The following is a 22,473-nucleotide window of genomic DNA, read 5'->3' as shown; positions in this document are numbered from 1 at the left end:
GTTGGACCACCTCTGGGAAAGGAAACTAACACAAAAAACGAATAGTCACTAGGTTTTCAAAAATTCGGCGAAAACTAGTGTTACTCTCACCAAATGGGTAGCCCAGGGACGCTGCGTGGCAGCTATGCGAAGACCGCCGAGCGCCGGCGCGAGATCCTCGACGCCGGTGTCGAGGTGTTTTCGAGCTCGGGATTCCGCAACGGATCGATCCGCGAGATCGCCGAGCGTGTGGGCATCAGCCAGGCGGGACTCCTGCATCATTTCTCCAACAAGAACGAGCTTCTCGCCGGAGTCCTCGAGTTGCGCGATGACATTTCGCGCGAGCGAATGAACATGACGCCGGACGGGGGAATCGACACCATCCGCGGGCTCGTTGACCTCGTCGAGTACAACTCGGGAGTGCCCGGACTCGTCGAGCTGTACTGCGTACTGTCGGCCGAGGCGACCTCGCCCGAGCACCCCGCCCACCACTACTTCATCAACCGCTACTCCTACGTGGTGGGCATCGCGACCGAATCCTTCGAGCTCATGAAGTCGCGCGGTGAGCTGGCGCCCGACGTGGATCCGGGAAGCGCGGCGCGAACCCTCATTGCCCTCATGGACGGCCTGCAGGTTCAGTGGCTACTCGACCGGGACTCGATCGACATGGTCGAAGAAGTACGCAGGTACGTGCGTCCCCTCCTGACGATCGACCTGTAGCTACACCTCGATTCGGAGCGCTGACGCCGGAGGCAGGGTGATGACCCTGTCCGGGACATCCGCTGCCCCGATCGTTATCGTGCGATGCTCTGCGCCAACGTTGGCGGCGAGCACCACGGTCATGCCGTTGCGGCGGGCGGCGATCGCCGCGACCCCGGGTGCCAGCTCGCCGACGGGCCCGAGGAGTACCCAGCCGGCGATGTCCGCGATCCAGGTGAGGGCTTCGTCCGCGGCGCTCTCGACGCCGCGCGGACCCCACGCCTCTCCGACCGTGATGCTCTCGACCCCCGGAACCGCGAGAGCTGCGACCGACGCGATGAGCCACGCCGCGAACCCGCGGGAACGCTGCCGGGGGTCGGTCGCCCGCCAGACGAACTCGGGGCCGTAGCCCGCGTCGACGGTGGGCTCCGCCGCCGGCGGAGGTGGTTCCGTGGCGACGGCGTTGAAGCGCGCCCGCAGGGTCACTGGCCCGATGTGCACCGCACGCCCGGCGGCGATGCGCACCGCCTGTTCGGCGACGAGCCGCTGCACCGCGAGGGACGCGATCACCTGATCGCGGCCGGAGTCGTGCATCTGCGGCGTGATGCTGAAGGTGAGGGCGTCGGTGCCGGCGATGCCGCCACCGTCGGTGTCGCGCCCGGTATCGAGGAGTCGCTCGTGCTGCCGGTTCAGCTCGGTGAAGTGCGCCCGCGTCCCGCCGACGAGGGGGACACGGATGCCCCGGGCCGCCGTTTCCACTCGCAGCCGTTTCCACTGCCCGGGCTCACTGCAGTGAGTCGCCGGATCGAACACGCCAATCCGCAGCAGGGGTACCCCGCGGAGCGCGTCGAGCACCCCGGCGATGGGGTCGCCGGGCGCGGAATCGCCCGAGGGGCCGCGTTGGACGTCCGACGCGATGATGCGCACGTCGAGCGGCTCCCCGCGTGCGTCCTCCACTGCGCGGTCGAGGGCTGCCCGCCAGTTCGCGGCGCGGGTGTCGAGCTCGACCAGAACCGGAAGGGCGCGGCCGAGCCGCGGGGCCGCGTCGTCCCGCGGGGCCGTGGACGCGCCCACCACGATCTGCGGCACAACGCGCCCCTGGTTCACCAGTCGCACCCTCCAGCGTGCGGGATCGCCCGGAGGTTCCGCAGAACTGCCGGACGGCGCCGCGAGCCCTGCGGACGGCGCCACGGACTCCCCCGACGGCGCCAGGGCCCGCGTCCGCAGCACGATCCCCTGCCGCACGACATCGCCCGGGCGCAGCTGCACGGGAAACGGCTCCGACAGCGGCGTGCTGTAGGTCTTGAACGAGGCATCCGTCCAGTTGCGCTGGTCTTCCATCTCGAACACGTCCCCCCGGAAGGCGAGGTCGTGTTCACCCGCTGCGGTGCGCCAGGCCAGACCCGCGACGTCTATCGCCGGCTGGTGGGGCGCGATCTCCACGGGAAACGCGGTGCTCGTGTCATCCGCTGCCCCCGACCCGTGTCGCATCTCCAGCGGGGAGCCCGCCACCTCCGTCGGGTGCAGCACCACGATGCCGATGCGATTGCGCCGGAACCCCGACAGCGCGCGGCCCTCGACGTCGAACCGCAGCTCGCCGTCCGCGAGCGTCAGCAGGCAGGCCCAGGCGAAATCGACGCCAAGGCCGTGGTTGCGCACGGACAGCCGCACCTCGAGACCCGCGGACGTCGGGCGCTCATCCACCGACTCGACGGTCGCCGGGATGGTGCGCCAGTCGTGATCGCGCACCACGACGCGGATCGCCCGCAGCACGAGCTCGCCGTCGTGGCGCACGTCCGAGAGGGAGTCGCCGCGCAGCGTGATCGACCAATGCCCCGAGTGGATGACCCGGGGCGCGGGTTCGCCGTCGTTCCAGTCATCCGCGTCGTCGGTCATCGCCGGCTACAACGTCGTCATTCCGCCGTCGACCCGGAACTCGCTCCCGGTCGCGTAGGCGGATTCGTCACTCGCGAGGAAGACCATGATCCCCTCCACGTCAGCCGCCGAACCCGGCCGGCCGAGCGGGATGCGCGAGGTGATCGCGGCCCGCGCCTCGAGGTCGCCCGAAATCGCCGCAACCAGCGGGGTCTCGGTGTACCCGGGAACCGCCGTGTTCACTCGAATGCCATTTTTGGCATATGCCATGGCGACGGCGCGGCCCATGCCATGAACGCCGGCCTTGGAGGAGCTGTAGGAGGCAAAGTCGGCGCCCTCACCGTTAAGCGCGGTGGGGCTGCCGGTGAGGATGATGGAGCCACCGGTGGCGCCCGAGTCGTCGGCGTCCGCGAGCATCGCCCGGACCGCGTGTTTGACGGTCAGGAACGTCCCGACGAGGTTCACCTCGACGGTGCGGCGGAACGTCTCCAGCTCCACCTCGGCGATCTTGTTGTCCCGGCCGAAGAGCTGCACCCCGGCGTTGGCCACCACGACGTCGACGCGCAGTCCGCGGTTCACGACCTCGGCATAGGCCGCTTCGACGCTGGCCTCGTCCGTGACATCCATTCGCACACCCGACGAGAGCCCGCCCGCGGCGCTGGCCGCCTCCGCGGCGCCGTCACCGTCGATGTCCGCGAAGATCACGGTGGCTCCCTCGCGGGCGAATCGTGTCGCGACGGCCCGGCCAATGCCCGACGCGGCGCCGGTGACGAGCGCGGTCTTTCCGACGAGTGCGGTGGTCATATCTACTCTCCCTTGAGTGGTCCAGCCCCAGCGAGATCGACACTACTGGCCCCACCCGCGAAAAGCGAACACTCGCTAGCTATTCGTGGCACGCGGGCTGCCCGTTTTTCGTTCGGCGGGAGAACGCGCAGGTTGTGGCGGGAGAACGAAGCACGCGGCGGGAGCTACAGCTCCCGCCTTGCGACAATTTTTCCCGCCGGGTTCGTCGTCGCGCGTGCTAAAAACCCGACGCGATGGAGCGGGCGGATGCTGCGGCCGCCGTCAGCGCTTCGGCGAACTCCGTGCGGCTGCGCTCGAGATCCTCGGCGAGCGCCGGCACCGTCTCGGCAAGGGTGAGACTCGTGGTGATGACCGAGGTCTCCATCCCCAGCGCCGTGCCGAGGATCAACTCGAGCACGGGCACCGCATGATCCCAGTCAGCGGTGGCGGAGCCGGCGTCATACGATCCGCCGCGACTGGTCGCGATCACCGCGGCACGGCCGGCCAGCGGCTGCGTGTCCACGTCGAAGGGCGCCGTGACGCCGGGCACGTGGATGTGGTCGATCCACGCCTTGAGGCTCGACGGCACCGAGTAGTTGTAGAGCGGAGCGCCCACCAGCAGCACGTCGGCGGCCAGCAGCTCGTTGATGACCTCGGCCTGCAGCGCCTCGGCATCCGCCGGAACGACCGATCCCTCGGGGCGCAGACGCTCGGGCCAGTGCAGCGCCGCGGCCGGGATGTGCGGCAGTGGGTCGCGGTGCAGATCGCGGTACACAACGGTGAAGTCGGGGCCTTGCGCACGCCATTCGTCGGCAAACGCGCGCGTGATCGCGCGGGATCGGGACACCTCGGTGTCGGCGGACGAGTCAAGGTGCAGGAGAGTAGGCATGCCCACAATCCTAGGTTCGGCCCCCGACAGCACCCATGGAGGGGAGGATGCCGCAACAGGGCGTCACGCGAATACCGTCGGGCTCCCCGGCAGGAGCATAGTTATCTCGTCCCACCCGTCAGATCACGGAGAACAAGCGTGCCCGAAGCAGCAGTACCCGACCTCGGCGTTTCCGGCGCCACAAGCACCCCGGCGATCACCTCCGTCACCGACGCCATCGCGGCGGCCGCGCATCTCGCTGAGGGCTTCGCCGCCGACGCCATCGCCGACGACCACGAGGGCGCCGCCCCGTTTGCGCAGGTCGCCGCTTTCCGTTCCAGCGGTCTCGTCCCGGCCCTCGTGCCCACCGACCTCGGCGGTGGCGGCCTCGACTGGAACGCAGTCCTCACCGCCATCCGCCCGATCATCCGCGCCGACGGCGGGCTCGGCCAGCTCTTCGGCTACCACTTCGTCAACTCCTGGCGCGTGCAGCTCAACGCCAACGCCGACGTCATCGACGGCCAGTTCCGCGACCTCGCCGCGGAATCCCTCTTCTGGGGTGGCGCCGGTAACCCGCGCGACGCCGGGTTGGCCCTCACTCCCGTCGAGGGCGGCTTCACCGTCTCCGGTCGCAAGTTCTTCGCCACGGGCGCGCAGGTCGCCGACCGGGTCACCGCCAGCGGAACCCGGGCTGACACCGGCGAAGTGCTCGCCATTGTGATCGATGCGACCCAGCCCCGGGTCATCCACCATGACGACTGGAACAACATGGGCCAGCGCCTCTCGGCGTCCGGGTCGGTGTCGTTCGATAACGCCTTCGTCCCCGACGCGAACGTGCTCGGACCCAACGAGCAGTCGGGTCCCGCCTACCAGCCGCGCGGCTCGCTCTCGATCTTGCTCTACCAGCTGGTCATGAACCACCTGCACGTCGGCATCGCCGAGGGGGCGCTGGCCGACGCCACCGACTATGCACGCACCAAGACCCGCGCCTGGGCCACCTCGGGTGTGGATTCGGCGGTGGATGACCCGTACATCCGTCAGATCATCGGCGAACTCACCGCGCAGACCCGGGCGGCCGATGCCCTCACGTGGCGCGCGACGGACGCTCTCGTGGCCGCGATCGACCGCGGCTGGGATCTCACCGACGCCGAGCGGGGTGATGCCGCCATCGAGATTGCCGCGGCCAAGGTCTTCACCACGCGCACGGTGCTGGATGTCACGGCGAAGGCCTTCGAGCTCACCGGCGCCCGTGCGACCAGCACCTCCGCGGGCTTCGACCGCTTCTGGCGCAACGCCCGCACCATCACGCTGCACGATCCCGTCGTCTACAAGGCGCAGGAGGTCGGCGACTGGGCGCTGACCGGAGCCCACCCCACCCCGAGCGCCTACAGCTAGTCCGCCCGGAGCGGCCGCCGCCTGGTGGGAGCTATCCCGTTTGGCCGGGGCCCTCGTGTTCGGCGGGAGTTCCCGTTCGGCGGGAGTCATCGCGTTCGGCGGGAGTTAACGCAGGTTTTGGCGGGAAAAGAAAGCAAGCGGCGGGAGTCGTAACTCCCGCCGCTTGCCAGCTTCTCCCGCCACCCCGAAACCGGGGTATCGCAGGGCCCCCGCGCGCCCGGGAAAAGGCGCCGCACGAGGCCTCCCGCGCACCCCGAAAGCGGGGCCACGCGCGGGTGCGAATTACGCCGGGACCGAAGCCAGCTCGTCGTAGGTCGCGAAGTTCTTGGCGATGCCGCTGCCGGTGAAGTTACCCACCCAGCCGTCGTCATCGTGGAAGAAGCGCACCGAGATGTACTCGGGAGCGGTTCCCATGTCGAACCAGTGGGTCGTGTTGGCCGGGACGGAGATCACGTCGCCCGCCTCGCAGAACACGGCGTGCACCTTGCCGTTGGCGCGGAGGTAGAAGACCCCGCTGCCGCGCGCGAAGAAGCGGTCCTCGTCGTCATCGTGCTGGTGCTCGTCGAGGAACTTCGAGCGGGAGTCGAGTGCGACCTGCGCGTAGTCAGGGGTGGAGTCGGGAAGGATCTTCAACATGTCGACGAGCGTGTAGCCCTGCACCGCGTTCACGGCGTCGATGTCGTCCTTGTATGCAGAGAGGACTTCCTCCTGCGTGGGGTCGTCCGAGAGCGGCTTGAGCTCCCAGCGACTGAAGCGTGCACCGAGTCCCGACAGGATGTCGGTGATGACGGCGGCGTCCCGGGTCTGCAGCTCGGGAGTTTCGGGTGTGTTTTCGTCCCAGACGGTCAACAAAGTCATGGCCCAATGTTAGGACTCACGAGTGAGGCACACCTAACTTCGGTAACACAAAGTCATACGAATCGTGGCCCCGGGCCCCGGGCTGCTTGAATTTCGATCATCACACTCCACACTCTTTGCACCACCGTCGAGCGACCCGGCTCATCGAAAGGATTCACCCCATGGCAACCACCCGCCGTGTGACCGTCGCCCTCGCGGCAACGGTCATCCTCGCCCTCACGGGCTGCGCGCAGTCCAACGGCGCCACGAGCTCCTCCAGCGCCTCGACGACGCCGGCGGCCGTGGCATCCGCCCCGCTTCCCGCTCCCTTCAACACCGACAAGGCCGTCGAGATCGCGCTCGTTCGCCAGTCCGGCGCCGGCGACTACTTCGAGGGATGGGGCGCGGGCGCAGCAGCTCAGGCCAAGGCCGCGAACATTCACCTCACCATCTCCGACGCGCGCAACGACAACGCGAAGCAGGCGAGCGACCTCGAGCAGGCCATCGCCAACAAGCCTGACGCGATCATCGTCGACCACGGCCTGACGGACACCCTGCAGCCCCTCATCACCAAGGCCGTCGCGGCGGGAATTCCCATCGCCGTTTACGACCTGGCGCTGACGGATGCCACGGGCGTGGTCACCACCTCGCAGTCCGACGAGTCGATGGCGACCGGCGTTCTCGACCAGCTCATCAAGGATGTTGGCGACGGAGCCAAGGTTGGCTACGTCTCCGCGACGGGCTACGCCGCCCTCGACCGCCGCGCGGTCATCTGGAAGCAGTACGTGACCGAGCACAAGCTCGACCAGGTCTTCTCCACCGGCAAGGTCACGGAATCCACCGCAACCGATAACATTCCCCTCGTGGATGCCGCGCTCAAGCAGAACCCCGACGTGCAGGCGATCTTCGCCCCGTACGACGAGATCACCAAGGGCGTCGTCCAGGCAGTCACCCAGAACAACCTGCAGGGAAAGGTCAAGGTCTACGGCATCGACATCTCCAACGCCGACCTCGACGTGATCCTCGCGGACAAGAGCCCGTGGGTCGCCACCTCGGCCACCGACCCGGCAGCCGTCGGCGCCGGCGTCGTGCGCTCCATCGCTCTGAAGCTCGCCGGCCAGCTCTACAAGGACGACGTGCAGTTCCCCGCCGTGACCATCACGCAGGACTTCCTCACGAGCAAGTCGATCAAGACCATCACCGACCTCCGCAACGCCGAGCCTGCCCTTTCGCTCGACGACATCGCGGTCGCAGATTGGCTGCCCGCAGTCTCTTGAGCATCCCTGAAGTAACAACCTCCCCGGCAACGGGTGACTCCGAGGGAGGCGGCCGACAGGTCGCCTCCCTCGCGGGCGTCCCCGAAGTCGTTTCCCTCACCGGGCTGTCGGTGGCGTTCGGGTCCAACCTCGTGTTGCGCGACGTGACCCTCGCCTTCCGTCCCGGCGAGATCACCGCCCTGCTCGGAGCCAACGGCGCCGGCAAGTCCACCATGATCAAAGCCCTGTCGGGCGCGAACCCGCGGTATCAGGGCACCATCGCCATCGACGGAACCACCGTCCACCTCTCCTCCCCCGTTCAGGCAAAGGCGCGGGGCATCTCCACCGTGCACCAGAAGGTGGCCGATGGCATCGTTCCGGGACTCAGCGTCGCCGAGAACGTCACCCTCGACGACCTGGCGTCGGCCGCGAGGCATCCACTCCGCTCCCGGCGCGCAGCGCTCACCAACGCCCGGGCAGCCCTCGCGACGCTCGGTATCGACTGGCCCGACTCTGTTTTGGTTCGGGATGCCGCGGATCTCAGCATCTCGGACGCCCAGCTGCTCATCCTCGCCCGCGCCCTGCGGGGCACCCCGCGTCTGCTGATTCTCGACGAGCCGACGTCCGCCCTGACCGCCTCGGAAGCTGACCGCCTGTTCGGCGTGCTGCGGGCGTTGCGCACCAATGGGCTGTCCATCGTCTACGTCTCCCACCGCTTCGGCGAGATCGAGGCCCTCGCCGATCGTGTTGTCGTGCTGCGCGACGGCGTTGTCAAGAGCGACACCGTGCGGCCGTTCGAGTGGCACGAGATCTTGCACGACATGCTGGGCCGCGCCACCAACCTTGAGCACCCGCACGCGATCACACAGCGCGGATCCGAGGTCGTCGCCCGCGTGACCGGGGCGACCCTGCTGCCCGAGTCCGCCCCGCTCAGCCTCGCGGTGCGCGGCGGCGAGGTGCTCGGAATTCTCGGGCTCATCGGGGCGGGCAAGTCCGAGCTCGCCGAACTGCTCGCCGGCCTGCGCAAGGCACCCGCCGGAACCCTCGAACTCGCCGGTGCGCCCTACGCGCCGAAGCGCCCCTCCGATGCGCTGCGCGCCGGCGTCGTGCTCGTGCCCGAGGACCGCCAGCGCCAGAGCGTACTGCCCGGGTGGTCGCTCATCCAGAACATCTCCCTGCCGTACCTGCGCGAGACCTCGGTGTTCGGCATGCTCGTGCGCTCGCGCGAGACGGAACGCGCCGAGACCGTGATCGCGTCGCTCGACGTGGTGACCAAGGGTGCCGAGGCATCCATCGACGACCTCTCCGGTGGCAACCAGCAGAAGGTCGTTGTGGGCCGGTGGCTGTCGGCCGGGCCCAAGCTGGCGATTCTGGATGAACCGTTCCGCGGTGTCGACATCGCCGCCCGCCGTGAGATCGGGGCGCGGCTGGGAACACTCGCCACCTCGGGCGCCGCCGCCATCGTGCTCTCCAGCGATGTGGACGAGATCCTCGAGGTCGCCGACCGGATCATCGTGCTCGTCGCCGGCGAAATTGTGCTCGACGTCTATTCAGACCAGACCAACCGCGAGGCACTCGTCGCGGCGTTCCTGGCCGCGCGGTCGGGCTCTGGCGCCGACTCGGGCTCCCACATCGGCGCCGACGCCTCCTCCGACGGCGATGCCGCCACCGCGACCGACTCCGAGCGGGGCCCGCGCGGCACCGACGCTCCCGTTTTCCCGACAGATTTTCCCGAAGCGTAAAGAAGTGAACCGATGAGCAGTCCCAGCACCCTGATCTCCGCGCGTCGCGGCGAACGTGTCTCCGCCTTCGTCGTGAAGTGGGGATTCATCGCCGTCACCGTCGCGCTGATTCTCTACTTCGTCATCACCCTGCCGAATTTCCGGACCGTCGACAACGTGTTTGGCATGCTCAAGTTCGTCGCTCCCACCGCCATCGCCGGGCTCGGCGTCGCGCTGGCCATGACCGTGGGCGGCATTGACCTGTCGGTGGGTGCCTCCGCGGGATTCGCCGTCTCCGTTGCAGCCTGGACCATGGTCATCGGTAACCAGGTCGGCGGCGTCGCGGTCATCGTGGTGCTGATCGGTGGCCTCGCGATCGGTGGCCTGAACGCCCTGCTCGTGGTGGTCGCCCGCGTGCCCGACCTGCTCGCGACGCTGACCACGATGTTCGTGATCGTGGGCCTCAAGCTCCTCATCGTCGACGGCAAGTCGATCTCGTCGAACATGTCGCTCGCCGACGGAACGACCGCGCCCGGCAAGTTCACCGCGGACTTCCTCGCGCTCGACCGCGGCTCGGTCGGGCCCATCCCGATCCCCGTGATCATCCTCGCCGCCCTCACCCTTCTCATGTGGGTGCTGCTGGAACGCACCCGCTGGGGCCGCGCGCTCTTCGCTGTCGGTGCGAACGTTGAGGCCGCGCGTCTCGCCGGAATCCGCGTGCAGCTCTACCGCACCCTCGCCTACATGGGCTGTGGCCTGCTCGCGTCGATCGCCGGCCTGCTGCTGGCTGCCCGCATCGGCCAGGGCGACGTTTCCGCCGGCAACTCGCTGTTGCTCGACGCCATGGCCGTCGCTCTCGTCGGTGTCTCCGTGCTCGGCATCGGCCGCCCGAACGCGTGGGGAACCCTGCTCGGCGCCGTGCTCATCGCCGTCATGACGACGGGCTTCACCATGGCGGGCCTGCCCTACTACGCTCAGGACTTCGGCAAGGGAATCGTGCTGCTCGTCGCCATGCTCTTCAGCTTCACGCTCTCCCGCAAGCGCACGGTGTTGACCGCGGGTTCCACGTCCGCGTCGTAGTCACCAGCACCGCCGGCATTACCCACACCCGGGGCATCCGCCCCACCCTCCACGACCCACCGAGGCAGCGACCATGACCGACCCGACCGACACCGAGACCCGCGCCGGTGCGAGCACCGGCGCTGCCTCTACCGCCGCCACCGGCACCGCTCCCGCTGGCACCGCCGCCAGGGGCACCGCTGCCGCCGACTTCTCCCAGCTGACCGCGGAAACGGTGCCCGCCTACCTGGCGCAGCGTCCCGCGCTGGTCGCCCGCTTCGACGCCAGCGCCATCGAGCTCATCACCGAGGTGGGCGACGGCAACCTCAACCTCGTCTTCATCGTGCGCGATACCCACGGCGCGAGCCTGGTGCTTAAGCAGTCGCTCCCCCACGTGCGCACCGACCCGAGCTGGCCGATGACGCGGGAGCGCACCGCCCGCGAGGCAGTCGTGCTCGCGAGCCACGAGCGCGCCGACGCATCCCACGTGCCCGCGCTGTACGACTTCGACGCCGAGAACTACGTGCTCGCCATCGAGGACCTTTCCGACCACGAGGTCTGGCGCAACGAGCTCAACGCCAACCGCGTCCACGGCTATGCCGCCGCAGAGGTCGGCCGCTTCATCGCGCGTGCCGCCTTTTCCACCTCGGTCATCGGACTCGATCCCCTTGAGCAGAAGCGTCTCGCCGCGGCATCCATCAATCCGGAGCTCTGCCAGATCACCGAGGACCTCGTCTTCACCGAGCCGTACATCGAGCACGAGCACAACCGCGTGCTGCCTGCCAACGAAGTGGATGTCGCGGAGCTGCGCGCCGACGACGAACTGCTGCTGCAGATCGGGCTGGCGAAGTACCGCTTCATGACTAACGCACAGTCGCTGTTGCACGGCGACCTGCACACCGGGTCCGTCTTCGTGCGGCCCGCATTCGGTGAGGACGCCCCCGCGTCCGTGCGCGCCTTCGACAGCGAGTTCGGGTTCTACGGTCCCACCGGTTTCGACCTCGGCGCGCTCTGGGCGAACTTCGTCATCGCGGCGGCACGGGCCGAGGCGCTCGGCGACAGCGAGCGTGCCGCGCGCATTCTCGAGCTGCCGGCCGCGCTGTGGGAGGCCTTCGACGCCGAGTACCGCGCGCTGTGGCCGTCCCGGGTCGACCCGCGGGTGTGGGGCGACGACATGCTCGAGAGCCTGCTGTCCGAAATCTGCGCAGACGCGGCTGTCTTCGCGGGCGCCAAGGCCATCCGCCGCATCATCGGCTTCGCGAAGGCGAGCGACATCGAGACCCTCGAGCCCGAGCTCCGCGAGGGCGCGGCCCGGGGTGTGCTGCGGGCCGGGCGCGAGCTCGTGCTGTCGAGGCTCGCGGGTGCGGGTTCCGGAACGGCCTGGGTCAGCTCGTTGTCGCTCCACTCGCAGCAGATACTCCGCGGAACCGCCACCCGCTAGCTCGTTTCGGCCGCCCCTGCCCGTCGCGGCGCCGCTTTCGCCACCCGTGCGCTGCGTGGGCGGCCCATTTCGTCACCCGTGCACTCCGTGGCCGCCCCTTTTTGCCACCCGCGCGCATCGAAGGAGCAGAGATGGTCGTCTCCCGGCGCACCTAACGACCATCTCTGCTCCTTCGGCGCGGCCAGGTGCCGCTGAGGCACGCCAGATGTCATCGAAAGGGTAAAAACCTGCGATTTCCGGGCGCGTAACGCATGTTTTTACCCTTTCGCTGGGCCGAGGGTTACTCCAGCCGCAGGGCGAAGTGCTCTTTGCCGCTGCGTGCGGCTCCGAGCCGCGTGTAGAACCGGATTGCACCGGCGTTCCACGAGGGCGTCTGCCACTGCAGCTCGCGCAACCCGACGCTCCGCGCATGCTCGGCGACGGCCGTGACCAGGAGCGGGCCGACGCCCGCGTCGCGGTGTCCCTCGGCCACGAAGAGGCAGTCGAGGTAGCCGTAGGGCTCTGCCGCCCAGGTGCTCACGCCCCGAGTGAGCGTCGCGTATCCCAGTGCCTGCCCGGAGGAACGGGCGACGAAGAGGTCCAGCTGCCCCGCGGCGATAAGTCGCGACGTGCGTGCCGCCCAATCGGCGGGGATGACGATTGTGCTCTTTTCGAACTGCGCGTGCGCGACGGCGAGCGCGCGCTCCGGGGCATCCGCTCGCAGCACCTCGACCCTGTCGACAGAGACGGTTGCCGTCACGCGGGGACGCCGACGGGAGCGGTGAGGGGGTCCGGTGCGCGACGCGACCGGCCCTCGTCGCTGACGACGGCGAGACCTTCGCGCGCCCAGTACTCGAAGCCGCCAATGAGTTCCTTGACGTTTGTGTAGCCGAGGGTGGCGAGGGTCAGAGCGGCTCGCGTGCTGCCGTTGCATCCGGGTCCCCAGCAGTACACAACGACGGCGGCGTCGAGCGAAGGGATGACCTCGGGCGCACGGTCCGCGAGCTCTCGGTTGGGCACGTGGACCGCGCCGGGGATGCGTCCCTGGCTCCAGCTGGCGTCGTTGCGAACGTCGAGGATGAGCGGGCCGGCACCGCCCACACGGTCGGCGGCGAGGTCGGACGGGTCGGTTTCGTACCGGAGCTTTGCGGCGAAGAAATCGCGGGCTGAGAGTGTGGTTTCCATGTCTCAATCCAAGCGGCGGAGGCACACATCTAAGAAGAGACGATGCCCGGCTCTTGGGCGCGATCGCGCGTGATCCACCGGTATTGTGACGCGTATGCCGTCGAATCCACGCCTTGACTTCGATTCCACCGATCACGCGATCATCGAGCAGTTGCAGCGTGATGGGCGGATGAGCGTTGCCCAGCTGGCCCGGGAGGTCTCGCTGTCTGCCAGCGCGACCGCCGAACGGTTGCGCCGCCTGACGGACTCCGGGGTGATCACCGGCTATTCGATCACCGTCGATCCCGAGGCGCTCGGCTACGCGGTCACCGCGTTCGTGCGGTTGGCGTACCCATCGGGCAACTACAAGCCGTTCCACGACCTGGTCGACACGACACCCGAAATCGTCGAGGCGCACCACGTCACCGGCGCCGATTGCTTCATCATCAAGGTGCACGCGCGATCCATGCGGGACCTCGAGCGCATCACCGGCCGACTCGCCACGCTCGGCGGAATCACGACAAACGTCGTGTACTCGAGCCCCGTTCCGTCCCGCCACATCGCGCCGGCCTGACGGCGACAGCCTGCGGGCGGGATGCAGCTCTCTGACCGGGAGTGGCAATGGCAGCGAGCGGCAGCTGCGACCGCATCCTGGCCCTCTTTTGTCGCCCACCACAGGTGCGGGCGCGCTTTCTCGACGCCCGTTACAGCGCGGGCGCCCTTTTTGCCTCCTGCGCGCATCGAAGGAGCAGAGATGGTCGCGTCCCGGAGCAAAGAACGACCATCTCTGCTCCTTCGACGGGGCTGGGCGCCTTGAGGTGCGCCAGGTGTCATCGAAAGGGTAGAAATGGGCGATTTCCGGGGGAGAAACGCATGTTTTTACCCTTTCGATGCGCTGCGGGGCAGCGGCGGGGCGACTGGCCGGCGGGGCGCGCGGCTAGCGGGCCGGCGGGTGGCGCCGCTGCCGGCCGCCCATCGCGGCACGGCCGCGGGCGGCGCGGCTAGCGGCGCGCGAGCGCGATCTGCAGCAGCGCCTCGGTGATCTCGAGGTGCCAGCGCGCTTCGCGGAGATCTTTACCCCAGGCGTAGATACCGTGATCGGCGACAAGGAGGGCCGGGACATCCCGAACGTCCTGCGTCGCCGGGCGGTAGACCGCCTCGAACGCGTCGCCGACGAGGGTCATGTCCTGGCCGTTGGGCACAACGGGGATGACGATCTGTTCGCCGTGCGCCGAGTGACCGAGTCCCTTGAGCATCTCGAGGTCGTGCAGCGCGACGCCACCCGGCCAGACATGGGCAGCCGTGACGGCGGCCACGGCGTGCACGTGGATGATGGCTCCGGCTCCGGCGACCCGGGCAATTCGGGCATGCAGGCCGGCCTCGGCCGACGGGTTGGCGTGCGACCCGGCCTCGCCGTGCACGCGGGCACCATGCCCGTCGACCACGACGATGTCGCCGGACGTCAGCTCGCCCTTGTCCAGGCCGGACGCGGTGACGGCCAGTCGCAGCGGGTCGGTGCGCAGTAGCAGCGAGAGGTTACCGGCGGTTCCAGGCATCCACCCGCGCGCAGCGAACCGCGCAGACTCGGCGGCCAGGGCGGCGCCGGCCCGGTCGAGCGTCTCCAGCGCGATCGGACGGGTGTTGAACTCGGTCATGCGGTCGCACCGGCAACGGCGGGCGCGACGGGTGGGACCGGCGCGACCACGTCGACCTCGTCGAAGGACCCCACCACCGGCGCGGTTCCGAAGTCGTCGCCGAAGAACGGCTCGCCCTCCCGCGAGAACGCGACGACCTGCCACCCGGCCGTCTGGGCCGCCGTAACTTCCTCGGGGTTGTCGGTGAAGAAGACGAGGGCGGATGCCTCGAGCCCCAGCGCCGTCGCGATCGCGTCGTACGACGTGGCAACCTTCTTCGGTCCCGCGCTGACGGTGTCAAAGTAGTCCGTGATCAGGGGCGTGAGGTCACCGTCCGGCGAGTGACGGAACCACGGGACCTGCGATGTCACCGACCCCGACGAGAACACCGCGAGGCCCACCCCGGCCATGTGCCAGGCACGCAGCTTCGGGATTACATCGTCGAAGAAGTGCGACGAGATCTCGCCGCGCTCGAACCCCAGCGCCCAGATCTGTCCCTGCAACGTCTTGAGCGGGGTGGCCTTCACGTCGGACGCCATCCAGCCGTGCAACACGGCAACGACGTCGTCCGTGCTGGCGTCGGCGGGCAGTCCGGCCTCGGCGATCACCTGGGCGCGCGCGGTGGCGACGTCCGGGTCATCCGCATGATCATCGAGCCAGGCGCCGAGGCGGGGGCGGGCGTAGTCGTAGAGGTCGCCGAGGATGAACCCGGCCGCACTCGTCGTGCCCTCGAGGTCGACCACCAGGGTGGACGCCGTCAGCTGCAGGGGTGAGGTCACGATTGCTCCTTCGGGGCGGGGTCGGTCGGGTCAGACGAGGTGGTGGCCGCGCGGGTGGTGCCGACGGGTGCGGAGGCGGAGGCGGGAGCGGCGTCGGGCGCGGCGTCGGGTGCGGCGTCGGGCGCGGGCTCGCCCGTCAGAATCCAGTGGCGGGCAAGGTCGAACACCGCGCGGTGGGCATCGGCCTGCACCTCCGCGGGCAGGGTCTCGAGGTCGGCGGCGTGTGAATATCCGACAACGCGACGCATGGCCTCGACGCCGGCAAAGCGCCACGCGTCCGATCGAATCGATTCGAGAGGGGTGGATGACACGGCCGCCGCATCGCGCGCGCCCGGGGCATCCCACACCGCTGCGAAGGCATCCCAGCTGGCGTCGATCGCGCGCAGGCGGTCGTCGGCGAGCTGGTCGCGGCCCACCGCGCGGGCGGCAACGGACGCGATCGTGAGGTTGGCCCAGAAGAGTCCGAGGTCCATGCCGATGGGACCGACGAAGCTGAACTCGGGGTCGAACACCTTCACGGCCTGGACGCCATCGCGGGTGCCCACCATCACCGAGCCGGTGTGGAGGTCGCCGTGCAGCAGCGCCTCGGCCCGGGTGTCGAACGTGTCCCGCACGATGAGCACGGCGGCCGCGAGAGCCTCGTCCGTGTAGAGCGCGCGCACCTCGTCGTCGAGCACCGGGTGCCAGTGGTTGTGCTCGTGCTCGCGATACGGCTCGTCGAGCACGACGTCGACCGTCAGCGCGCACAGCTCGGGGTTAGCGGCGGTCGCCACGAGTTCGGCGTGCGCCTCGGACCCCAGTCGCCCCTCGCTCGTCGCCAGCGTCAGCTCGCCGATGAACCGCCCAACCACGGCGCCGAGGTTGTCGAAGTCGATGGTGGATGCCCCGCCGGTCGCGATCTCGTCGACGAGAACATCACGCACCACCTCGAGGTCTGAGAGGTCTTCCATCACCATCACGAAGCGCTCGAGGTCCACGAGCTCGATGGCCGGAACCGCGTCCGGAACGAGCCCCGCGAGCAGCTCGTAGGCCCGCGCCTCGGCGCCGATCCGGGCGGGGTCGATGGGCCACTCGGGCCCGGCCACCTGCACGAACGGGGGTGCCTGCTTCACGGCGACGCTGCCGAGCGGGCCGCGGGCGATGAAGACGCGGTTCATGTTTCCCGCGGTGACCTCGCGCACGATTACGTCGGCGGGATCATCCGCCAGCCGCGGAAGCAGGCCGGCCGTGGTGAGGTAGGCGGTCACGTCGTGGCCGCTGACCAGCAGTTCGTATTCGTCGCCCGACGGCGACAGCTCGGTGGTGCTCACCGGGTGACGCTCGCGTCGGCGGACGCGGAGAGCACGGGGCCCGAGTCATCCGCCGCAAAATAATCGACGACCGAGTCCGGCGCAAACGCACCCCGATCGGTCACGATGCGCGTGACGAAGCGTGCGGGGGTCACGTCGAAGGCGGGGTACCAGCCGTCCGTCACGAGGTTAGAGGCGGTGCGGTGCCCCAGCGCGTGGAACACCTCGCCGGGGTCACGCTGCTCGATGACGACGTCGGATCCCGTCGGGGCATCCGCATCGGGCTTGAGCACCAGCGCGTAGAACGGAACCTCGAACGCGGCAGCGGCGACCGCGAGCCCCAGGGTTCCGACCTTGTTGACCACGCTGCCGTCGAGACTGACCACGTCGGCAGCGGTCACAAGCGCGTCGATGGCCCCGAGCGAGGACCCGGGCGACAGCGCGGCGGCGCCCATGCTGTCCGTGATGAGCGTGACCTTCTCGCCGAATTCGCGCAGCGTGTGCGAGGTGAGCCGGGCGCCCTGCAGGTAGGGGCGCGTCTCCGTCGTGACCCATTCGAAGCTCTTACCCGCGTCGTGAGCGGCGCGCACCATGGCGATGAGGTAGCTGTCCATCCAGCAGTGGGTGAGGATGCGCGCCCCGTCCGGCAACAGTGCGACGGTGTGCTCGCCGAGCGCGCGGCTGCGGGCGTTGTAGGCGGCAACGCCCGTGTGGGCAGCGGATGTCGCGAGCTCGACCAGCTCGTCGGTCGTCGTCGCCCCGGCGATGGCGCCCAGCACGTGGCGGGCGGCATCCCTCGGATGGTTGTTCGTCGGGCGCGCGGTGGTGAGAGCGCCGGCCGCCGCGATCAGGGTCGCTCGGGCATCGTCCAGCGGAAGGCCACGGACCTGCTGGGCGGTCAGCTCGAGGCCGGCGAACGCGGCGAAGAGGGGTCCGGAACTCTGGGTGACCATGTCGCGGATCGCGTCGGCCACCTCGGCCGCGCTGGTGGCGCGCACCCAGGTGAGTTCCGCGGGGAACGCGCGGCGGTCGAGAATCTCGACGGCGCCGTTCACCAGACGGACGGAGTGTTCGAGGGCCGGAGTGGCGTCCCGTCCAGGTGCGTTCATGCCGGTGAAACTCCTCGGTCGTCGGTGGGTTTGCCCCTCACCGAGGATACCGGTGGCGCGTATTTCACCGGTATTTACGGGGTCGCTGGATGACGTTGTGCGTCGTCCGCGGGCCCCGGCGAACCCGCCGTTGCTCGCCGCGCTCAGTCCGCGTTGCTCCAGCGGGCTCCGGATGTCGACGAAATGATCGCGAGCAGCGCCGCCCGCAGGCCGGCCGGGTCATCCGTGGCCGGAAAGAGGTCGGCCTCGAGGGTGCGAGTCTTGCGCCACGCGTCGGCTCCCGACTCGGTGCGGCTGACGAGCTGCCGGCGTCGATCCTTGTCGTCGGGCCGGCGCTCCACGAAACCCTGGCGCTCCAGCCGGTCGATCGTGCGCGACATCGTCTGCGTCTGCACGCGGGCACGCTGGGCGAGGTCGGTCTGGTTCAGGGGACCGGCGTCCAGCAGATGCAGGGCGATGAGTCCCGCGTGGGTCAAGCCCATCTCGGCGAGCGCCTCGACCCAGGCGTGCTCGACCAGCCGCGCGGCCGTGGAGAGCAACCGCCCAGTGGGCCAGCTCTCGGTGCCGTCGACGTCCGTCATGCTCCTCAACCTAGCCGCACCGCCCTCCACTACGCTCGGAGCACGCACCAACCGCACGAGGAGACCCATGATCACCGCGGCCCTCGGGCTCACGACCGCGTTCTTCTTCGGTTCGGCAGACTTCCTCGGCGGATTCGCCTCCCGGCAGATCAGTGCGATCCGCGTCACCGCCCTCAGCGCCGCCGGCGGCCTGGTTGCCGTGTGCCTCATCGTTCCGTTCCTCGGAGGACAGTGGTCCGCGCAGGCGATCCTCTGGGGCGCTATCGCCGGCGGAATCGCCTGTCTCTCGGTCTCCATGCTGTACGCCGCGCTCGCCATCGGCCCGATGAGCGTGCTCTCCCCACTCATCGCGGTGATTTCGGCCGTGGTTCCCATGACGGTCGGGCTCCTCACTGGGGAACGCTTCGGCGCTGCGGGATACCTCGGCCTGGCACTCGCTCTCGCCGCGGTGATCCTCGTGGGGCTCGCCCCTGAACGCACGGGCACACGGCCGAGCACCCGGGGAATCCTGCTGGCCGTCGGCGCCGGAACCTCCATCGGCGCAGGCCTCGTGACCTTCAACGCCATGCCGCCCGCCTCCGGATTCGTGCCACTCATCGTGGGTCGCACGGTCACGGTCATCGTCATGTTTGCCGCCGTCGGGGTCATCTTCCTGCGAGCCAAACGGTCCCGGGTACGCGCCACGGGAAGCGGATGGCGGGGCGGATTCTGGTACGCGGTCGGCGGGGGAGTTCTCTCGGCAACCGCAGACGCGGTCATGCTCACGGGCGTGCGACTCGGCGAGCTGTCGGTCATGGCAGTCCTCGTCGCGCTCTACGCGGGAGTCACCGTGATCCTCGCCGCCGTGTTCCTCCACGAACGCATCACACGATTGCAGGCGATCGGCCTCACCACCGCCCTCGTCGCCGTCGCGCTGCTCGCGCTGGGCTAACGCCCTCCTCGCCTCCCCCTCGCCGTCGACCGAAGACGGTGCTACCGTAATTGATCAGCTAGCTGATCAATTGGAGGATCCCGTGAAAGACACCGTGCGGCAGGTCGTTGTGCTCGTCAGCGCCGTCTTGGCCATCGTCGGCTCGTTCATCGGCTCGGGAGCCGCCGGCGGAACCCCGATTCAGGATGCCGCGGGCGGAGCCCTCGGCGCGAACGCGACCCCCATCGCTCCGGCCGGTCCCGCCTTCTCCATCTGGTCGGTCATCTACCTCGGCCTGATCGCCTACGCCATCTGGCAGCTGCTGCCCGCGCAGCGCACCGATCCACGCCAGCGGCGCCTCGGATACCCCATCGCGGCGTCCCTCATCCTCAACGCCGCGTGGATCCTCAGCATTCAGTTCGACCAGCTCGCCCTCAGCGTGCCCGTGATCGCGCTGCTGCTCGTGGTGCTCGTCTGGGCGTTCCGGCTCTGCCTCGCGACGCCGCCGCGCACCATCGTCGAAACCATCGTGACGGATGGCACGGTCGGCCTGTATCTCGGCTGGGTCTGTGTCGCGACCGCCGCAAACGTGGCAGCCTTGCTCACCGATGTTGGCTTCACCGGCTTCGGGATCGACGCGGATGTATGGGCCGTCGTTGTCGTCCTCATCGCGGGCGGCATCGGTGTGCTCCTGGCCGTCTACGGCACCGGACGCCTCGCCCCGACCGTCTCCCTCTGCTGGGGTCTCGCCTGGCTCGCCGTCGGCCGCCTCGCCGGCTCCCTCGTCTCGGTACCCGCCGCCGTCACCGCGATCGTCATGGTCGTGGTGGTGCTCGCGGTGACGCTGTTGCTGCGCCTGACCCGAGGCCGTGCCTCCCGCACCGCCGACGCGCGCGCTCGATCGCGCGGCACCGCATCGGGCACCGCCGGAGCCGGCGCGTGAGCGCGGCAGCACGCCTGACAGCAAACCCCCGCGCCCGCTGGTTCGGGCTCGTCTTCATCAGCGTCGCGGTGGCACTCATCATCGTCGACTCAACAATCATCAATGTGGCAATCCCGTCGATCGTCGATGATCTGGGGATAACTTCCACCCAGGTGCAGTGGGTGCAGGAGAGCTACACGCTGGTCTTCGCGGCTCTCCTTCTGGTCTTCGGAACCCTCGCGGACAGGTTTGGACGGAGGCGACTGCTTCTCACCGGAGTCGTCGTCTTCGCACTGGCATCCGTCCTCGCCGGGCTCTCCGAGAGCGGAGGCGCCCTCATCGGCGCACGCGTGCTGCAGGGTTTCGGTGGCGCCATGATCCTTCCCACCACGCTGTCGATCATCAACGCCACCTTCCGGGGCAAGGAGCGCGGTATCGCGTTCGCGATCTGGGGCTCGACCATCGGCGGAATGGCCGCGGTCGGCCCGCTCCTCGGCGGATGGCTCACCACCGACTTCTCCTGGCGGTGGGCGTTCGGCATCAACGTTCCACTGGGCATCATCATCGTGATCGGCCTGTTCGCCTTCGTCGCAGAGTCGCGCGAGAGGGACGCCCGGCGCATCGACGTCGTCGGCGCGATCTTGTCGGTCATCACCTGCGCCTCGCTGGTGTTCGGCCTCATCGAGGGACGCACCTACGGCTGGTGGCTCGCCAGCGACGGCCTCAGCTTCGGCGACTGGGAATGGCCGTTCGACCTCTCTCCCATCCCCCTCGCCTTTGCCGTCACGATCGTGGGCGCGACGGCCTTCATTGCCTGGGGCCTCCGTCGCCAGCGCCTCGGCAAGAGCACCCTGTTCGCGTTCGCGTTGTTCCGCATCGCATCGTTCCGCAACGGCAACATCGCCGCCATGATCGTCTCCCTCGGCGAGTTCGGCATCATCCTCTCCCTCCCGCTCTGGCTGCAGAACGTGCTGGGCTATGACGCCCTCCACACCGGGTACGTGCTGCTGGGCCTCGCCATCGGCTCCTTCGTGGCCAGTGGCTTCGCCGGCGCGTTCGGCGGGCGTTTCTCCGCCGTCACGGTGGTGCGCGTCGGCATCGGCGCCGAGATCGTCGGCCTGGTCATCGTGGGACTCGTCATCTCGACGGGCACCCCCTGGTACGCGATCGTGGGCGCCCTGTTTGTCTATGGCTTCGGCGTGGGTCTCGCGACCGCGCAGCTGACCGGCGTCGTCCTCAAAGACGTCCCCGTCGACCAGAGCGGGCAGGGCTCCGGAACCCAGAGCACCGCGCGCCAGATCGGGTCCGCCCTCGGCATCGCCGTGCTCGGCACCATCCTGTTCAGCACCCTCGGCGGCCAGCTCGACGCCCGCCTCGAGGAGCAGGGCGTCCCCGTCGCCACCCGCACCCAGATCGTGGACGCCGTTGTCGACAGCGCCGGCTCCGCCATCCCCGCGCTCGAAAAACAATCGACACAGGCAGCGGATGACGCGCGCCAGGCGTTCAGCGAAGCCACCCGGTTCAGCGCCTTCGCCGCGGCAGGCTTCCTCGCCCTGGGGTTCCTGGCGACACTGCGGCTCGAGGGTGGGGGCCGGCCCGAGGATGACGTCGCGCCGGCGGCACACGCAACGCCCGGGTCATGCGCTTCCCCACCCTCTCCGGCACCGTAGCGGGCGGCGGTCACGAGTCGTACGGTGGAATGACTCGCTTCTTCGCTGAACCCAAGGAGAATTCGATGACCGACGAACAGCCGCAGCAGCCTCCGCCCCAGCCATACACCGGAGCCCCGCAGCCGCCTCCTCCCACTCCGCCACAGACCTACGACGCCACTCCCGCCCCGGTGGGCCAGACCATGGGAATCGTCGGCCTCGTGCTGTCGGTGATCTTCCCCCTCGTGGGGCTCGTGCTCAGCATCATCGCCCGCAACCAGTCGAAGCGGGCGGGCGTCGAGAACGGTCCGGCACTCGCGGGCATCATCGTGTCGAGCGTCCTCATCGTGTTGATCGCGATCGCCTCGGTGCTGCTGATCATCTTCGCGATCTACGCCGTCAACCACATGAGCGAGTTCTGCGATGCGCTCGGCCAGGGACAGTGGAACGAAAACGGTTTCACCTACACCTGCCGGTAGCCGCGCCGCCTACATCGTCTGGGGTTTAATCCCGCACTACTGGGGCCGGCTACTCCCCTACGCCG

At 68.9% G+C, this 22,473-nt stretch carries 22 protein-coding genes; 11 read left to right on the top strand and 11 right to left on the bottom strand.

Going from position 1 to position 22,473, the window contains the following annotated elements:
* The first annotated feature begins 93 nt into the window (after positions 1-93).
* Positions 94-699: a TetR/AcrR family transcriptional regulator gene (locus HB677_RS09435; protein ID WP_213815445.1), complete on the top strand. Its 606-nt coding sequence runs from the start codon at positions 94-96 to the stop codon at positions 697-699.
* On the opposite strand, the gene HB677_RS09430 is transcribed toward HB677_RS09435, so the two are convergent.
* The 3 genes from HB677_RS09430 to HB677_RS09420 all read right to left on the bottom strand — a co-directional run bounded on the left by HB677_RS09430 (position 700) and on the right by HB677_RS09420 (position 4,225).
* Positions 700-2,574, bottom strand: a complete 1,875-nt coding sequence (locus HB677_RS09430; protein ID WP_213815444.1) for a DUF4436 domain-containing protein — start codon at positions 2,572-2,574, stop codon at positions 700-702.
* Positions 2,575-2,580: 6 nt separating this feature from the next.
* Positions 2,581-3,357 (bottom strand): SDR family NAD(P)-dependent oxidoreductase, encoded by a 777-nt coding sequence (locus tag HB677_RS09425; protein WP_213815443.1) that lies wholly within the window; start codon positions 3,355-3,357, stop codon positions 2,581-2,583.
* A 217-nt stretch (positions 3,358-3,574) separates the two neighbouring features.
* Positions 3,575-4,225: an FMN-dependent NADH-azoreductase gene (locus tag HB677_RS09420; protein ID WP_213815442.1), complete on the bottom strand. Its 651-nt coding sequence runs from the start codon at positions 4,223-4,225 to the stop codon at positions 3,575-3,577.
* 138 nt (positions 4,226-4,363) lie between these two features.
* Between HB677_RS09420 and HB677_RS18830 the strand changes: the two genes are divergently transcribed.
* The gene (locus HB677_RS18830) at positions 4,364-5,599 is read left to right on the top strand and encodes an acyl-CoA dehydrogenase family protein (protein ID WP_213815441.1); all 1,236 of its coding nucleotides are present in this window, start codon (positions 4,364-4,366) and stop codon (positions 5,597-5,599) included.
* Between the two features lie 282 nt (positions 5,600-5,881).
* Here HB677_RS18830 and HB677_RS09410 read toward each other — a convergent pair whose 3' ends face one another.
* Complete coding sequence (locus tag HB677_RS09410; RefSeq protein ID WP_213815440.1) at positions 5,882-6,457, bottom strand: acireductone dioxygenase; 576 nt, start codon at positions 6,455-6,457, stop codon at positions 5,882-5,884.
* A 161-nt stretch (positions 6,458-6,618) separates the two neighbouring features.
* On the opposite strand from HB677_RS09410, the gene HB677_RS09405 reads away from it, so the two are divergent.
* The 4 genes from HB677_RS09405 to mtnK (HB677_RS09390) all read left to right on the top strand — a co-directional run bounded on the left by HB677_RS09405 (position 6,619) and on the right by mtnK (HB677_RS09390) (position 11,913).
* Positions 6,619-7,713, top strand: coding sequence for a substrate-binding domain-containing protein (locus HB677_RS09405; RefSeq protein ID WP_213815439.1), 1,095 nt, complete (start codon positions 6,619-6,621; stop codon positions 7,711-7,713).
* The gene (locus HB677_RS09400) at positions 7,710-9,434 is read left to right on the top strand and encodes a sugar ABC transporter ATP-binding protein (protein WP_255546450.1); all 1,725 of its coding nucleotides are present in this window, start codon (positions 7,710-7,712) and stop codon (positions 9,432-9,434) included. The genes HB677_RS09405 and HB677_RS09400 overlap by 4 nt, the downstream gene beginning before the upstream one ends.
* A 12-nt stretch (positions 9,435-9,446) precedes the next feature.
* The gene (locus tag HB677_RS09395; protein ID WP_213815438.1) at positions 9,447-10,493 is read left to right on the top strand and encodes an ABC transporter permease; all 1,047 of its coding nucleotides are present in this window, start codon (positions 9,447-9,449) and stop codon (positions 10,491-10,493) included.
* Positions 10,494-10,566: 73 nt separating this feature from the next.
* Complete coding sequence (gene mtnK, locus HB677_RS09390) at positions 10,567-11,913, top strand: S-methyl-5-thioribose kinase (RefSeq protein ID WP_213815437.1); 1,347 nt, start codon at positions 10,567-10,569, stop codon at positions 11,911-11,913.
* 280 nt (positions 11,914-12,193) lie between these two features.
* On the opposite strand, the gene HB677_RS09385 is transcribed toward mtnK (HB677_RS09390), so the two are convergent.
* Both HB677_RS09385 and HB677_RS09380 read right to left on the bottom strand, forming a co-directional pair.
* Positions 12,194-12,652 (bottom strand): GNAT family N-acetyltransferase, encoded by a 459-nt coding sequence (locus HB677_RS09385; protein ID WP_213815436.1) that lies wholly within the window; start codon positions 12,650-12,652, stop codon positions 12,194-12,196.
* On the bottom strand, positions 12,649-13,077 hold the full coding sequence (locus tag HB677_RS09380; RefSeq protein WP_213815435.1) for a rhodanese-like domain-containing protein: 429 nt from the start codon (positions 13,075-13,077) through the stop codon (positions 12,649-12,651). Before HB677_RS09380 ends, HB677_RS09385 begins: the two co-directional genes overlap by 4 nt.
* 94 nt (positions 13,078-13,171) lie before the next feature.
* Between HB677_RS09380 and HB677_RS09375 the strand changes: the two genes are divergently transcribed.
* Positions 13,172-13,630, top strand: coding sequence for an Lrp/AsnC family transcriptional regulator (locus HB677_RS09375; RefSeq protein ID WP_213815434.1), 459 nt, complete (start codon positions 13,172-13,174; stop codon positions 13,628-13,630).
* 427 nt (positions 13,631-14,057) lie between these two features.
* Here HB677_RS09375 and mtnB read toward each other — a convergent pair whose 3' ends face one another.
* From mtnB to HB677_RS09350, 5 genes are all read right to left on the bottom strand, one after another.
* Positions 14,058-14,711 (bottom strand): methylthioribulose 1-phosphate dehydratase, encoded by a 654-nt coding sequence (gene mtnB, locus HB677_RS09370; protein WP_213815433.1) that lies wholly within the window; start codon positions 14,709-14,711, stop codon positions 14,058-14,060.
* On the bottom strand, positions 14,708-15,469 hold the full coding sequence (gene mtnC, locus HB677_RS09365) for an acireductone synthase (RefSeq protein WP_213815432.1): 762 nt from the start codon (positions 15,467-15,469) through the stop codon (positions 14,708-14,710). The genes mtnB and mtnC overlap by 4 nt, the downstream gene beginning before the upstream one ends.
* On the bottom strand, positions 15,466-16,779 hold the full coding sequence (gene mtnK / locus HB677_RS09360; protein ID WP_213815431.1) for an S-methyl-5-thioribose kinase: 1,314 nt from the start codon (positions 16,777-16,779) through the stop codon (positions 15,466-15,468). The genes mtnC and mtnK (HB677_RS09360) overlap by 4 nt, the downstream gene beginning before the upstream one ends.
* A complete protein-coding gene (locus HB677_RS09355) occupies positions 16,776-17,867 on the bottom strand; it encodes a hypothetical protein (protein WP_213815430.1) in 1,092 nt (363 codons plus the stop codon). The genes mtnK (HB677_RS09360) and HB677_RS09355 overlap by 4 nt, the downstream gene beginning before the upstream one ends.
* Positions 17,868-18,010: 143 nt before the next feature.
* Complete coding sequence (locus HB677_RS09350) at positions 18,011-18,448, bottom strand: MarR family winged helix-turn-helix transcriptional regulator (protein WP_213815429.1); 438 nt, start codon at positions 18,446-18,448, stop codon at positions 18,011-18,013.
* A gap of 67 nt (positions 18,449-18,515) precedes the next feature.
* On the opposite strand from HB677_RS09350, the gene HB677_RS09345 reads away from it, so the two are divergent.
* From HB677_RS09345 to HB677_RS09330, 4 genes are all read left to right on the top strand, one after another.
* The gene (locus HB677_RS09345) at positions 18,516-19,379 is read left to right on the top strand and encodes a DMT family transporter (protein WP_213815428.1); all 864 of its coding nucleotides are present in this window, start codon (positions 18,516-18,518) and stop codon (positions 19,377-19,379) included.
* An 82-nt stretch (positions 19,380-19,461) separates the two neighbouring features.
* Positions 19,462-20,301, top strand: a complete 840-nt coding sequence (locus HB677_RS09340; protein ID WP_213815427.1) for a tryptophan-rich sensory protein — start codon at positions 19,462-19,464, stop codon at positions 20,299-20,301.
* Positions 20,298-21,950, top strand: coding sequence for a DHA2 family efflux MFS transporter permease subunit (locus tag HB677_RS09335; protein ID WP_307852545.1), 1,653 nt, complete (start codon positions 20,298-20,300; stop codon positions 21,948-21,950). Before HB677_RS09340 ends, HB677_RS09335 begins: the two co-directional genes overlap by 4 nt.
* 65 nt (positions 21,951-22,015) lie before the next feature.
* Positions 22,016-22,408 (top strand): DUF4190 domain-containing protein, encoded by a 393-nt coding sequence (locus HB677_RS09330; RefSeq protein WP_213815426.1) that lies wholly within the window; start codon positions 22,016-22,018, stop codon positions 22,406-22,408.
* The last annotated feature ends 65 nt before the right edge of the window (positions 22,409-22,473 follow it).

It is taken from the genome of Glaciihabitans sp. dw_435, from assembly GCF_018449675.1.
Taxonomy (GTDB): Bacteria; Actinomycetota; Actinomycetes; order Actinomycetales; family Microbacteriaceae; genus Glaciihabitans.
The sequence above is the reverse complement of the archived record's forward strand: the minus strand, read 5'-3'. Positions and strand labels throughout refer to the sequence as shown.